Annotated in this window: 12 protein-coding genes; 7 read left to right on the forward strand and 5 right to left on the reverse strand. The window is 67.0% G+C overall.

The annotated features are described in order from the left end of the window. Window positions 1-137: 137 nt before the first annotated feature. Window positions 138-1,415 carry an aminotransferase class V-fold PLP-dependent enzyme gene (locus OKW78_RS12790; protein WP_281195548.1) on the reverse strand — a complete coding sequence of 426 codons (1,278 nt, stop codon included), beginning with the start codon at window positions 1,413-1,415 and terminating at the stop codon, window positions 138-140. Window positions 1,416-2,423: 1,008 nt separating this feature from the next. Here OKW78_RS12790 and OKW78_RS12795 point away from each other — a divergent pair. The 3 genes from OKW78_RS12795 to OKW78_RS12805 all read left to right on the forward strand — a co-directional run bounded on the left by OKW78_RS12795 (window position 2,424) and on the right by OKW78_RS12805 (window position 5,910). Then, window positions 2,424-3,011: a hypothetical protein gene (locus OKW78_RS12795; protein WP_281195549.1), complete on the forward strand. Its 588-nt coding sequence runs from the start codon at window positions 2,424-2,426 to the stop codon at window positions 3,009-3,011. 459 nt (window positions 3,012-3,470) lie between these two features. Then, window positions 3,471-4,583: an alanine--glyoxylate aminotransferase family protein gene (locus tag OKW78_RS12800; RefSeq protein ID WP_281195550.1), complete on the forward strand. Its 1,113-nt coding sequence runs from the start codon at window positions 3,471-3,473 to the stop codon at window positions 4,581-4,583. An 88-nt stretch (window positions 4,584-4,671) separates the two neighbouring features. Further along, window positions 4,672-5,910, forward strand: coding sequence for a DUF2157 domain-containing protein (locus tag OKW78_RS12805; protein WP_281195551.1), 1,239 nt, complete (start codon window positions 4,672-4,674; stop codon window positions 5,908-5,910). 71 nt (window positions 5,911-5,981) lie between these two features. Here OKW78_RS12805 and OKW78_RS12810 read toward each other — a convergent pair whose 3' ends face one another. The 3 genes from OKW78_RS12810 to OKW78_RS12820 all read right to left on the reverse strand — a co-directional run bounded on the left by OKW78_RS12810 (window position 5,982) and on the right by OKW78_RS12820 (window position 7,975). After that, a complete protein-coding gene (locus tag OKW78_RS12810) occupies window positions 5,982-6,683 on the reverse strand; it encodes a TMEM165/GDT1 family protein (RefSeq protein WP_281195552.1) in 702 nt (233 codons plus the stop codon). An 80-nt stretch (window positions 6,684-6,763) separates the two neighbouring features. Then, on the reverse strand, window positions 6,764-7,063 hold the full coding sequence (locus OKW78_RS12815) for a DUF424 domain-containing protein (protein WP_281195553.1): 300 nt from the start codon (window positions 7,061-7,063) through the stop codon (window positions 6,764-6,766). After that, window positions 7,064-7,975 (reverse strand): tetratricopeptide repeat protein, encoded by a 912-nt coding sequence (locus OKW78_RS12820; RefSeq protein ID WP_281195554.1) that lies wholly within the window; start codon window positions 7,973-7,975, stop codon window positions 7,064-7,066. 148 nt (window positions 7,976-8,123) lie between these two features. Here OKW78_RS12820 and OKW78_RS12825 point away from each other — a divergent pair, with 148 nt between their 5' ends. The 3 genes from OKW78_RS12825 (at window position 8,124) to thpR (ending at window position 10,952) form a co-directional block, all read left to right on the forward strand. After that, complete coding sequence (locus tag OKW78_RS12825; RefSeq protein WP_281195555.1) at window positions 8,124-9,119, forward strand: S49 family peptidase; 996 nt, start codon at window positions 8,124-8,126, stop codon at window positions 9,117-9,119. After that, on the forward strand, window positions 9,116-10,171 hold the full coding sequence (locus OKW78_RS12830) for a hypothetical protein (protein ID WP_281195556.1): 1,056 nt from the start codon (window positions 9,116-9,118) through the stop codon (window positions 10,169-10,171). The genes OKW78_RS12825 and OKW78_RS12830 overlap by 4 nt, the downstream gene beginning before the upstream one ends. A gap of 199 nt (window positions 10,172-10,370) precedes the next feature. Further along, window positions 10,371-10,952 (forward strand): RNA 2',3'-cyclic phosphodiesterase, encoded by a 582-nt coding sequence (gene thpR, locus OKW78_RS12835; protein ID WP_281195557.1) that lies wholly within the window; start codon window positions 10,371-10,373, stop codon window positions 10,950-10,952. 20 nt (window positions 10,953-10,972) lie between these two features. Here the strand turns inward: thpR and OKW78_RS12840 are convergent, their stop codons facing one another. Further along, complete coding sequence (locus OKW78_RS12840) at window positions 10,973-12,241, reverse strand: hemolysin family protein (RefSeq protein ID WP_281195558.1); 1,269 nt, start codon at window positions 12,239-12,241, stop codon at window positions 10,973-10,975. 229 nt (window positions 12,242-12,470) lie between these two features. Here OKW78_RS12840 and serA point away from each other — a divergent pair, with 229 nt between their 5' ends. Beyond that, window positions 12,471-14,075 carry a phosphoglycerate dehydrogenase gene (gene serA / locus OKW78_RS12845; RefSeq protein WP_281195559.1) on the forward strand — a complete coding sequence of 535 codons (1,605 nt, stop codon included), beginning with the start codon at window positions 12,471-12,473 and terminating at the stop codon, window positions 14,073-14,075. Window positions 14,076-14,095 lie beyond the last annotated feature (20 nt).

A 14,095-nucleotide genomic window follows, 5' to 3' on the forward strand; every position in this document is an offset into this window, starting at 1 on the left:
CGTCATAAGTATTGTGCGATCCGCGTTGTCACGGGTCGAGATAACCGAATTCGAGCGACACGGGAACCACCAACACGATTCGAGAGGGGAACGGATCGGATCGGAGACGGAGGACTCGGCGAAAGAGATCCGATCGATCAGGCGAAGAGGTCTCTGGCCTCTCGGACCGCGTCGACGAGGGCGTCGACCTCCTCGACGGTGTTGTAGAGGTAGAACGACGCGCGCACGGAGGCGGCGACGCCGAGTTCGTCGTGGAGCGGTTGGGTACAGTGGTCGCCCGCCCGGATCGCGACGCCGTAGTCGTTGAGGACGCTCGAGAGGTCGTGGGCGTGGACGCCCTCGACGTTGAACGCGACGAGGCCGCCCCGCTCGTCGCCCGGCGGACCGTATATCTCCACCCCGCCGAGGTCGCTCAGGCGGTCGTAGGCGTACTCGGCGAGCAGGTTCTCGTGTTCCTCGATCCGCTCCATGCCCACGTCCTCGAGGTACTCGATCGCGGCCGCGAGACCGATCCCCTGGGCGATCGAGGGGGTTCCCGCCTCGAACTTCCACGGGAGGTCCTCCCAGGTGGACTCCTCGAAGGTCACCTTCCGGATCATCTCGCCGCCGTAGAGGTACGGCTCCATCGACTCGAGCAGCTCCCGGCGGCCGTAGAGCGCGCCGATGCCGGTCGGTCCGCACATCTTGTGTCCCGAGAAGGCGAGGAAGTCGACGCCGAGGTCCTCGACGTCAACCGGGCGGTTCGGCACCGACTGGGCCGCGTCCGCGAAGATCAGCCCGTCGTGGTCGTGGACGAGCTCGGCCAGCTCGCGGATCGGGTTCACGGTCCCGAGCGTGTTCGAGACGTGGACGGCGGACACCATCTCGGTGTCGCCGTCGATCTTCGCCTCGGCGTCGGCCATGTCGAGTCGGCCGTCGTCGGTCACCTCGATGAACCGCACCTCCGCGCCGGTCTTCTTGCCGATCTGTTGCCAGGTGACGAGCGAGGCGTGGTGTTCCATCTGCGTGAGCACCACGTTGTCGCCGGGGCCGAGCTCCGCGAGCCCCCACGCGTACGCGACGAGGTTCATCGCCTCCGTCGTGTTCTTCGTGAAGATCACCTCCTCGCGGCCGTTCGCGCCGATGAAGTCGGCGACGACGTCGTGGGCCTCCTCGTAGGCGACGGAGGCCTCCTGGCTCAGCTGGTGGATCCCGCGGTGGACGTTGGAGTTGTAGCTCCGGTAGTAGTCCGAGATCGCGTCGACGACCGGGTCGGGGGTGTGTGAGGTCGCCGCGTTGTCGAGGTACACGAGGTCGACGTCGTCACCCTCGTCCTGTCCGGGCGAGGTGGGATCGCCGCCGACCAGCCGCTCGAGGATCGGGAAGTCGTCGCGGATCGCTTCCACGTCGAACGGGTACTGTTCTTGAACTCCCATTGTCGGCCAGAGGGCCCCGAGCACTAACACACCTTCGGTCCGGTACGTGTTGCCCGTATCGCGGATCCGATCGAATCCGGAGGAGTTCGGCGTTTCGGCCGTGTTCCTGGTGTGATTGTGCCCGCGTTTCGATCGCGAGGGGCGTCTTCGATGTCCCAGCCGGTCGGCCGAACTCGGTCGCTACCGAAGACACCGAGAGCGTCATCCAACGGTTCACAGACCCGTTTTCGTCGCCTCCGATTCGCTCAGTACAGATGAGAGAAGCATCGATCCTGCGGTGGCGTGCCGGTGAGCGCCCAAAGGGCGCGAACCGCCCGCGAGGGATGCGGCGAACGAAGTGAGCCGCGAGGCTGGGGAGGTGTGAGGTGCGGTGCTGTGCGGTGCGGGGTGGGCCTCAAAGGGGCAGTCGGGAGGCGGGCGCAGACGACGTAAGCACCGCAGGAACGAGCATCGCGAGTGACGAGGAGCGCAACGAGTGTGCGCCCGCCTCCCGACTGGGGCTTTGGAGCTGTTTTAAATTGTCATAAAACAGTTCATCATGTGGTTGCTTCAGGAGAGTGTCAAGGCTGAATCAACTACTCGGTGAGATTGTCTATCAACCAGTTGTTGAGATTCTAAACAAGTAAAATATCAGGAAGATGGTTGTACTTCTACCTGGCCTTTGTAGTGGTGTAGTAAACTCCTAGTGCCGTGATCATTGCCATGAGAAACACAATCCACCGTATATGACCGCTTGGCGATCCTGGAAGTGTGCTGGTGATCCAGTTCCAGAGTGAGATGATCAGAACGAATACCAGCGTCGCTAGACCTGTCTGTAGCGGTTTCACCATTTGCTACCACTCGGTTCGTGACCGATACTGTCGTGATGCAGATTTTGGTATCGCATCAAGATAATTATCGGGAGTTAGTTACTTAGAGCGGGGACGAAATAGAGAATTTGAGGAATGAAGAACGGAATTCGTCAAACAAAGAACGAGATTCTACGAACGAGGAATAGGGTCAGAGGCCATGCAAACGTCTGAGATAGAACTTCCAGATTGGATTGAAACTCGTATTGACATTCCCGATAATAATCGGAGTATTACCCAATACCAAGTTGCGAAAGAGTTTGTGAAGGAGGAACGTCCCTACTATAATGTCTCCAGAATGCACGCCGCTATTGGAGAGAATGTTAGTACGGACACCGTCCAATCCCGGATGGACGAACTTGTCCAAAGAGATGTTCTGAAGAGTGAGCAGGTGAACAACGGGTCTATCTACTGGCTCAATCACGAGGATTCAAGATGGCCTATTCCTCCAGATGTGGAGGTAAAGCCAGAGCGTACAGAACCAACGGTTAGTGAGTGGAAAGATTATGGATATGTACAGCTAGCCGCCGGATCGCTCCTTGTTGTAGTTATCGGTACCGCAGTCACACTTTTCGGAACCTTTCAGACAGGTAATTTTTACACAACACCTTGGGCAGCAAGCGATATTATCGCCGTAGGGCTAAGCGCAGGAATTATGAGTTATTTTGGTCTATTTCTCGCAGGAGTACTATGGATCTTCGATATTGAAGAATTGCCTAGTGTGGAATATCTCCTCGGAAAGGATTGAATTTGGATCTGTTAAAATCGTTCCAGTTCAATATTTCTTCTAATGAAACAGGAAGTAGGTAAGTTTGCTTGTAGGATGGATCGTGTGATCGTGAGTACGGCGTTGCTGGCGCGGTGAATCTGACTTCGGTGAACGCCTCCAAAGCCCCAGTCGCGAGGACTCCCGCGGCTCGCTGTGCTCCTCGGTCGCTCACTTCGTTCGTTCCCTGCGGTGCTTGCTTCGCCGGGAATCGTCCTCGCGACTGCCCCTTTGAATCCCACCCCGCACCGCACAGCACCGCACCTCATACCTCCCCAGCCTCGTCGCTCACTTCGTTCGCGACGTCCCTCGCGGGCTCTTCGCGCCCTCCGGGCGCTCAGAGGCGCGCCACCGTATAAGGTCAGCCTCGATCGCTCCGCTGAGCCGTATCAAAAGTACCATACCGTCTCCCGACCCGGTGTACGGTATCGGGTGACTCCAGTGACGACGAAACGCGAATACCGAGACGACTACGACGACAAGACCCTGTACATCCCGGGGCCGACGGAGGTCCGCGACGACGTCATCGAGGCGATGGCCCGGCCGATGTTCGGCCACCGCATGGACCGGATGACGGACCTCTATACGACCATCGTCGAGGACACGAAGGAGTTCCTCGGCACCGACAACGAGGTCGTGATCCTGACCGCCTCCGGCACCGAGTTCTGGGAGGCGTCGACGCTCAACCTCGTCGACGAGAACGTTCTCGTTCCGACTTGTGGGAGCTTCAGCGAGCGCCACGCCAACGTCGCCGAGCGGCTCGGCAAGGACGTCGACCGCCTGGAGTACGAGTGGGGCGAGGCGGTCAAACCCGAGGACATCCGCGAACGCCTCGAGTCGTCGGACAAACACTACGACGTGGTCGCGACCGTGATGAACGAGTCCTCGACCGGCGTCCGGAACCCGATCGAGGAGATCGGCGACGTCCTCGCGGAGTACCCGGACACCTACTTCGTCGTCGACGCGGTCTCGGCGCTGGGCGGCGACTACGTCGACATCGACGCCCACGGGATCGACGTTATCTTCGCCTCGACGCAGAAGGCGTTCGCGATGCCGCCGGGGCTCGCGGTCTGTGTCGTCAGCGACGACGCCTACGAGCGCGAGGTCGAGAAGGGTACCTCCTCGTGGTACGGCGGTTTCCGGCGGACGATCGACTACTACGACCGGAAGGGCCAGACCCACTCGACGCCCGCCATCCCGATCATGTTGGCGTACCGCAAACAGATGAAACACATGCTCGAGGAGGGCCACCACGCCCGCGACGAGCGCCACCGCGAGATGATGGAGTACGTCCACGAGTGGGCCGGCGACCACTTCGCGATGTTCCCCGAGGCGGGCTACGAGTCGCAGACCGTCGCCTGTATCGAGAACACGCGGGGGATCGACGTGGCCGAAACCATCGAGACGGTGAGCGAGGAGTACGACATGGCCTTCTCGAACGGCTACGGCTCGCAGCTCGGCGAGGAGACGTTCCGGATCGGGCACATGGGCGAGCACACCGTCGAGAGCGTGAGGGAGCTCACCGACGCCATCGAGGACGTGGCGGGACTCTAGGGACTGCTACGCCGTTTTTCGGACGGATACGAGCCTCCGACCGACGCCCGCGACAAGATACTTGAGTCCTCCCTCGGTGCTTCGAACCATGGACCGCGATTCCCTCCGCGCGGCGCTCGAGCGGTGGACCGACTCGGGAGTGGTCGACGAGGAGACCGCGACGCGGATCCGGGAGTTCGAACGGGAGCGGGAGGACCGGGCCCCCGAAGCGAAGGAGAACACCCCCGAAGCGGAGGACGGCCGCGAGGGATCCGTCGAGCGTGGAGAGGCGGCCGACGACGGAAGCCTCCTTGAGGAGAACCGGGTCGTCGTCGCGCTGGCGCTGATGGGCGGGGTCCTCGTCGCCGTCGGCGTCGGGGCGTACCTCTACGAGCGCTGGGAGTCGATCCCGGCGGTCGCGCGGGTCGCCCTCCTCGTGGGGATACCCGTCGCCGCCGCGGGCGGCGGCGCGCGCCTCCGGGAGAACGCCCCTCGGAGCGCTCACGGACTGTGGCTGCTCTCGGCGCTTTTCACCGGCGTGACCCTCTTCCGGCTCGCCGAGCTGACGGCGGCGGTCGACGTCGACGCCGCGGAGCCGTGGCTGCTGGCGGCGTGGACCGCGGTGGCGATCGCGATCGCGGCCGGACTCGACTCGCGACCGATCGGGGGTGTGGGAGCGATCCTCGGCGGCGCGACTCTCCTCTCGGCGATCGATCCGGCGGAGTTCGTGCTCCTGTTCGGCGCGTACGGCGGGCTCCTCTACGCGGCCGGATTGGCCGCCGACGGCGATATCGGCGGGTTCACCGCCGACCGCGACGATGACGGACTCCCACGGTTCGCGGCGACGCTCCGTTGGGTCGGCGGCGCGTTCGTGGCGGCCGCGCTCGTGCCGATCGTCGCGGCCGGGTCGCCGCCTGGGGGACTCTCCGCCGGAACGGTCCCGCTCGTCGCGGCGAGCCTCGTCGCCGGCGCGGTCGCGGTCGGCCGCGCCCGTGACGATCCGCTCGCACGGTACGCGAGCGTTCCCGCGGTCGCGGCCCCCGTGGCGAGCGGGGTCGTGTGGGGGCTGGCCGGGCGCGTCGACGACTTCGCGGGATCGCTCGTCGCGCTCGGCTGCCTGCTCGGCGTCGTGTTGGCGCTCGTCGTCGGGGCGGTCGGGCTCCGGGAGGCCGCTCCGGCGAACGTGGCCGCGCTCGGGTTCGTCCTCGGCGTGCTCGCCTTCCTCGTCGGGCCGGTCGGAGACGCCGTCTCCGGATCGGTGGCGCTCGTCGCCGCCGGAACGGTCCTGCTCGCCGCGGGGCTCGGCGCGGAACGCGGCCGTCGAGCGGTGCTCGCACGGATCGGCTGAGGGATGACGGACGGGACGGGAGGGTCTGACACGCCGAGACGGGAACGGGACGGCCCGCCACGCCGAGCCGGTCACGTCGCCGCGACGATCGCATCGATCGCGGTCTCCCACAGCGAGACGCCGAAGACGACGGCGGAGAGGAAATCGAGCGCGAAGAAACCGAACAGCGCCGCCCCGGCGAAGTGTGCCTTCCGGGGGTCGAACGCGTGTGAGAACCGGTGGAAGAAGTACGCGTTCGCGACGCTTACGGGCACGATGGCGAGCATCTCGCCGGCCCAGATCGCGGTCGGGAACGCGGGGTACTGGGTCGCGAGCGAGATCGTGACCAGTTGGGTCTTGTCGCCGAACTCGCCGAACGCCATCATCGCGAAGATGGGGAGGAACCCGCCGAACCGGTTCGGAACCCGCCAGCCGACGAGTGGAACGCGCACGTCGAGTTCGCCTCCGTCGGTCATCGGATCGGTGGTCGCCTCCGGGTCCGCGGCGTCGGCGTCGGGAGCGCTCCGGACGAGCAGGTACGCGAAGACGAGGAACAGCGTCGCGGTCAGCGCGTCCAGGTAGACCCCCGGCAGCGTCGCAGTGATCGCCCGCCCGAACCGGATCTCGAGGACCGTCCAGCCGGCGAAGGCCGCCGCCGCCGCACTCACCACGGTGAGGGGTCGGTACCGCGTCGAGAGTCCGGCGATGAGCAGCTGGACCTTCTCTCCGGGGAGGACCGCGAGCTGTGCGCCGGCGGCGATGAAGAGGACGGTCAGCCACGTGATCTCGCTCATCGAGGATCGACTCGTTGGCGCGTCGACGACCGGATTTTAGAGACGGCTAAAAGATAGATTTTGTGCATACGGAAAACGCGTCACAGCCAGAGCAACTGGGCGTGGCGGGTTCCGTCGAACTCCAGTACGGCACTCTCGTCGACGAGTCCGGCCTCGATCGCGACGCCGACCGCCTCCCGACCGACGAGATTGCCGACCTGCGCGCGATGGAGCGCGGAGACGACCGCCTCGGCGTCGGCCTCGACCGCGTCGTCGCCGCCGTAGAACTCCTCGCTCACCGAGAGGCTGGCGCGACCGTTGTCGTAGGTCTCGCCGAGGCAGTCGGCGTCACAGACCGAGACGAGAGTCCCCTCGGGCGTCTCCCGCTCGCGAAGCAGCATCTAGAAGCCCTCGGGACCCTCCCCCTGAAGCTCGCGCTCCGGTTCATCCGTCCCGGGACTGCCGCCCTGACCGGACTGGCCGCCGCGACCGCCACCCACGCCACCCGCGCCGCCGCGACCGCCTGCGCCGCCGCGGCCGCCCTGACCGCCCGGACCGGGCGCGCGTCCGGTCTGCTCTTCGACCAGCTCCTCTTCGGCCTCGCGACGGATCTCCTCGGCACGGTCGGCCACCTCCTCGGCCTGCTCGTGTTCGCCCGCCTCCTCCAGCGCACGGGCCTTCTCCTCCAACACGCCGGCGTCGCGGTATCCGAGGCGGATCGCGTTGTCGAAGCAGTTGACGGCGTCCTCGTGGAGGCCGCGCTCGACGAGCAGGAACCCGCGGTTGTACCACGCCTGTGCGAAGCGCGGATCGGTCTCCACGGCGCGCTCGGCGTGTTCGAGTGCCTGCTCGTGGCGACCGAACTCCCAGAGCGCGTACGCGAGGTTGGTCTCGGCGGTCGCGGCGTGCTCGGAGTCGTCGTCGATGCGTAACGCCTCCTCGTAGGCGCCGATCGCCTCGTCGAACTCCTCGAGTTCCGCGTGGGCCGCGCCCTTGTTCACCCACGCCTCCTGGGCCGCAAGCGAGTCCTCGTCGGCGAACCGGGCGGCACGCTCGAACGTCTCGGTCGCCTCCTCGAACCGGTTTATCCCCATGTAGGAGAGCCCGACGTCGATCAGTCGCTCGACGTCGACGACGTCGCTCTCGACGTTCCGGCGGTCGAGCACGTCGGTGAGGACCCGCGAGTCGACCGGGTCGACGGTGGTCGGGTCCGCGTCCAACTCCTCGGGATCGAGGGTGAACTCCTCGTAGTCGGCGTCGACGCCCTGGCCCGCGGAGAAGTCGTGGCGGTCCGCGTCGCGCTCGTCGGTCATATACCCGGATCTGTCGGTCACGGCGGGTAAGCGTTACGTCGGCGGGACGAACGACTATCATGTGGAAAGGTACCACGAGACAGGCTAAAACGGTCGTTTTCGCCTACCCGGAGCGTTATGTGATCCGACCGAATGGTGTTAGTCGGTAATGTCAACAGACAAGCTCTCCACGGCCATCACCCCGCGACGACAGGTCGCGGTCGTCGTGTTGGCCGCCGCGTTGCTCGGAGCGACCGTCGCCCCGAGCGTGTACGCGGCGACCAACGAGACGGAAGACACGGTGGCCGTCGTCGAAATCGAAGGCCCCGTGAACGCGGCCCTCGCCGACGACGTCGAAAGCGAACTCGCAGCGATCCGCGGCAACGACTCCGTCGGTGCCGTCGTCTTAAAGATCGACACGCCCGGCGGCGCGCCGGTCGCGTCCGAACGCATGTACAAGGCGGTCCAGCGCACGAGCCAGCAGATGCCGGTGATCGCCAGCGTCCAAGCGATGAGCGCCTCCGGCGGCTACTACGCGATGGCCCCCGCCGACGACGTCTACGTCCTGCCGACCTCGCAGGTCGGAAGCATCGGACTGAACGCGCCCAGCCCGCGGACGAGCGCACCCGTCACCGGGCCGAGCGGCCCGGACAAGGCCGGCGGCAACGAGATCCAGGGATGGGCCGAACAGCAGACGCTCGCCGACACGTTCGTCGACGCGATGATGGCCGAACGTGGCGACGAGTTCCAGATGCCACGCGAGCAGGTCGCACAGGCCGACGTCTACCTCGGAACCGAGGCCGTTCAGAACGGCTTCGCCGACGAGATCGGCTCGCTCAACGAGGCGATCCACGAGGCCGCGACCCGCGCCGATCTCGGCGACTATCAGGTCGACACCCGCGAGACCGGCCCGGAACTCGGGTTCCCGATCCTGCTCCGTACCGACGCGCAGGTCGTCGCGGTGTACGCCAACGATCCGGGCTACGGCGACGTCGAGCCGATGCCCTCCACGTACGTCCATCTCGAGGCGGTCCCACACGTCGACACGGTAGAGCGGTTCTCCGGGAGCGATCTCGGAGTCGACGAAGCGACCGTCGACGGAGGCGGAACCGGTCCCGCCGCGAACGACACCGCGGCCTCCCTGAACGGGGGTGTCTCCGCGTGAGCCGGATCGGCGTCCTCGCGGCCGCGTTCCTCGTGACGTTCGCGACGATCGCCGGCGGTGCGGCCATCGCCGGCTACGCGACGGCCGATAGCGCGGCTCCCGCACCGGAGATCGAGAACGAGCACTACCAGTCGGCGGACGTGATCAAGGACGACGACCCCGGCGAGGCGACCGTGACGATGGAAAGCGACGCGGAGTCGCAGACGATCGTCATCGATCCCGGCGTCGAGGCTGCCGGCGGTCTCCCGACCAGCCCGCTGGCGCTCATCGGGTTCGGCGGTCCCGAGGTCACGGACCGGGACGTTCGGCCGCTGGCGAACGCTCTCATCGAGAACGGCCACGACGTGCGAGTGTACACGCCGGACCCGAGCAGTCAGCAGCGTCCGACTCGACCGGACGAGACCGGCCCCACGCCGCTCGGCGAGGACCTCGCCGAGGCGGACGCGTTCGTCACGTTCCGGACCGATTACGACGATGACGAGCTCGCGGACATCGAGACGTTCGTCGAGGAGGACGGCCGGATGATACTGGCGACCGAACCCGACGCCGCGTTCGACCCGCCCGGAGCGGCGTCGCTCGACGCCACCCTCGGGACCACCACCGAGCCCGGCTACGTGTACAACATGGAGGAGAACGACCTGAACTACCAGCGGGTGTACGCGGAGCCGACGGGCGACTCCACGCTGACCGAAGGGGTCGATCGCGCGATGTTCTCGACGGCCACGCCCGTCGGAACGGCCGCCGACGGCGGCGACGAGTTCCGGCCGATCGACGGCAGCGAGTTATCGACGACGCGGGCGGCGACGGAGGCCCCCCTCCTGGCGCGCGACGACGGCGTCGTGGTGGTCGGGGACGGCGACTTCCTCTCGCCGGAGAACGCCCAGCGCGCCGACAACGACGTCCTGATCGGCAACCTGGCGGACTTCCTCGTGGAGAACGACCGGGATCCGGAGACGCAGCCGCCGGAGACGCAGCCGGAAGGACCGACCGCGCCGACGGGCCCGACCCAGCCGCCGACGGAGCCGACCGAACCGACGAACGAGACGGCCTGACGTGGGCCGACCGGTTCGTCGTCGAACCGCATCCCGACCGATTTTTCGACCGAACGATCCTCGATAGTCGTCGACGAGTCCGCCCTCGATCGTGACGCCGACGCGTCGATCTCGGCGGTCGTTGACGCGTCGATCCTAACGATCGGCGGCGACCCGGCGGAAGCTATGACTGTCCGGCGACCGGATCTCGCGGACGTCCATGTCACCGTCGCCGCCGTCGTCCGTCCGGGCGTTCTTCGCCGTCGAACTGCCCGACGACCTCGCGGAGCCGATCGCCGACCGCCAGTCCGCGTTCGACGACGCCGCCGGGACGCGACCCACTGACCCGAACCAAGCGCACCTCACCCTGAAGTTCCTCGGCGACGTCGACGTCGACGACCTCGACGACGTGCGCGCCGCGGGCGAGCGGGCGGTCGACCGCGCCGGCGTCGCCCCCTTCGACTGCGCGATCGAGGGGCTCGGCGTCTTCCCCTCGCTCGAGTACGTGTCGGTCGTCTGGCTCGGAGTCGGGGAGGGAGCCGACGAGCTGACGCGGCTCCACGAGGCGCTGGAGACCGAGACGACTGCGCTGGGGTTCGACCCCGAGGACCACGAGTTCACCCCGCACGTCACCCTCGCGCGGATGAACGACGCGCGGGGGAAGGACCTGGTCCAACGGGTCGTCCGCGAGGAACACCCGGAGGTCGGGAGCTTCGCCGTGGAGGAGGTCACGCTGATCGAGTCGACGCTGACCGACGAGGGGCCGGTCTACGAGCCGATCGGGCGGTTCGCGCTCGGATAGACTGATCCGACGGAGACGATTCAGGCCGGGCCGTCGCCGTCGTCCGTAGCCGGGTACTCGATCCGGACCCGGGTCACGCGCGTCGGGGTCGCCCCGGTGACGACGAGCACCACGTCGCCGACTGCGACGCGGTCGCCCTCCTCGGGGAGTCGGCCGACGCGCTCCGTGACCAGCCCGGCGACCGTCTCGAATCCGCCGTCGGTCGGGAGGTCGAGCCCGAGGACTTCGTTGAGGTACGCGACGGTGGTCCAGCCGCGCGCGACCGTGACGCCGGGCTCGACCACGTCGACGTGGTCGGTCTCGCGGCGTCCGACCAGTTCGCCGACGACCTCCTCGACGACGTCCTCCAGGGTGGCGAGCCCGACGATCGCGCCGAACTCGTCGACGACGATGACCATGCGCGCGCCCGTCTCGCGCATCTCGGCGAACAGCTCGTCGACCGGCTTCGTCTCGGGGACGAAGGTCGGCTTCACGAGGACGCTCGCGAGGTCCTCGCCCGCCTCGTCGGCACGGACCGCATCGCGAACGTCGACGATCCCCACCACGTCGTCGCGGTTCTCGCCGTAGACGGGAAGCCTGGTGAGGTGTTCCGCGGCGGCCGTCGAGACGACCTCGCGGGGCGTCGTCGTGTCCGGGAGTGCGACCATGTCGGTGCGGGGGACCATCACCGCGGTGACGCGGGTGGCTCCGAGGTCGAGAACGCCACGGATCATCGCGCCCTCGTCGGGCGCGAGCGCGCCCGTCTCCTCGCCGGAGAGCACGAGCGTCTGTATCTCCTCGCGGCTCAAGTACGACTCGATGGCCGTGTCGCCGCCGACGATCCGGGTGACGACCCCGCTCGCGGCCTCGAAGACGTAGAGGACCGGCCGGAGGAGTCGCTGAACCGCGACCACGGGCCGGGCGACCCGGAGCGCGTGTCGCTCCGCGTTCGCGACCGCGTACGACTTCGGCGCGATCTCGCCGAAGACGATGACGAAGAACGAGGTGAAGACGGTCGATCCCGTGGCGGCCTGCCCGGCCGGGAGGTACTGGACGAGCACCGCGGTCGCGACGGAGGCGGCCGCGATGTTCGCGACGTTGTTGCTCACGAGCGCGGTGACGAGGAATCGGTGGGGGTTCTCCCGGAGCGACGAGAGCGCCGCGCTTCCGGGGACCGCGTCGGCGACGAGCGCGTCGACGCGGTGTTTCGCGACCGAGAACACGGCGAGTTCCGAACTCGAGAAGAAGGCGCTGATCCCGGTCAGTGCGAGGATCGCGGCGGCCCCGAGAAACGAGAGCGTGACGTCCATACGCCCCACATGTGCGTCGACCCGAAAGGGTGTATCGGCGAGGAACGGTCGCGGACGACACCGCGACCGCGGTTCACGGAGATACGCATGGACGAGGGGTTTCCATCCGAAACGAAGGGGTTGTATAGCCACGATCTCGGATCGTAAATGACGAATTACCGAAAAGTTCGGGCAGGCAAAACGGCGCGATGAAGAAAGCGTTAACACCGCGCCGAGGGTCGGTACGGACATGAAGGTACTCGTCACGGATCCGATCGCCGACCCGGGCCTCGAACGGCTCCGGGAGGCCGGTCACGAGGTCGAGACGGACTACGACGTCGAGGGCGAGGCGCTTTTGGACGCCGTCCGCGACGCCAACGCGCTCATCGTGCGGTCGGGGACCGCGGTCACGGAGGCCGTCTTCGAGGCCGCGAGCGATCTCGTCATCGTCGGTCGCGCCGGCATCGGCGTCGACAACATCGACATCGACGCCGCGACCGACCACGGCGTCATCGTCGCCAACGCGCCCGAGGGGAACGTGCGGGCCGCCGCGGAACACACGGTCGCGATGACGTTCGCGGTCGCACGGTCGATCCCGCAGGCGCACGGCCGACTGAAGGACGGCGAGTGGGCGAAAGGCGAGTTCCTCGGCACGGAACTGAACAACAAGACCCTCGGGATCGTCGGGCTCGGCCGCGTCGGCCAGGAGGTCGCGAAGCGTCTCGACTCGCTCGGGATGGACCTCGTCGTCTACGACCCGTACATCTCCGAGGAGCGCGCCGCGCAGTTCGGCGCGGACCTCGTCGACGACCTCAACGAGACGCTCTCCCGTGCGGACGTGGCGACGGTCCACACTCCCCTCCTCCCCGAGACCGAGGGCATGATCGGCGAGGACGAGCTCGCCCAGCTGGAGGGCGGCTACCTGATCAACTGCGCGCGCGGCGGCATCGTCGACGAGGACGCGCTCGCGGCCGCCGTCGACGACGGCGTCGTGGCGGGGGCCGCGCTCGACTCGTTCGCCGAGGAGCCGCTGCCCGACGACTCGCCGCTTCTCGACGTCGAGGACGTCGTCGTCACACCCCATCTGGGCGCGTCGACGGAGGCGGCCCAGGAGAACGTCGCCGTCGACACCGCGGAGGCGGTGATCGCGGCGTTCAACGGCGAGCCGGTGCTCACCGCGCTCAACGCGCCCTCCGTCGACGAGACGGCGTTCCCGCGGATCGAGCCGTACATCGCCGTCGCGGAGACCGCCGGCAAGGTCGCCGCCCAGCTGCTCGACGGCCGGATCACGGGCGTCGAGGTGACCTACGAGGGCGACATCGCCGCCGAGGACGTCGAACTGGTCACGGCGTCGGCGCTGAAGGGCGTCTTCGAGCCGCTCGAGTGGCAGGTGAACGCGGTCAACGCCCCGCGGCTCGCCGAGGAGCGCGGGATCGAGGTGACCGAGTCGAAGACCCGCCAGACCGAGGACTTCCAGAGCATCGTTCGGGTCTCCGTCCACAACGGCGACGACTCCATCGCCGTCGAGGGGACGCTGTTCGCGGGCGAGGACCCGCGGATCGTCCGCATCGACGGGTTCCGCGTCGACGCCGTCCCGTACGGCCACATGCTCGTCGCACGCAACACCGACGAGCCGGGCGTCATCGGGCTCATCGGCACCGTCCTCGGCGACCACGACGTCAACATCGCGGGGATGTTCAACGCGCGTGAGACCCAGGGCGGCCAGGCGCTGACCGTGTACAACCTCGATCAGCCGCTCCCCGAGGAGGCGATCGGGACCCTCCTCGGCGACGACCGGATCGTCGAGGTGACCGAGATCACCCTCGACGGCGCCGACGAGCGACACGCGGAGTAGCCGTTCCGGACCACGCACCG

The organism is Halorubrum sp. F4 (assembly GCF_027257195.1).
GTDB lineage: Archaea > Halobacteriota > Halobacteria > Halobacteriales > Haloferacaceae > Halorubrum.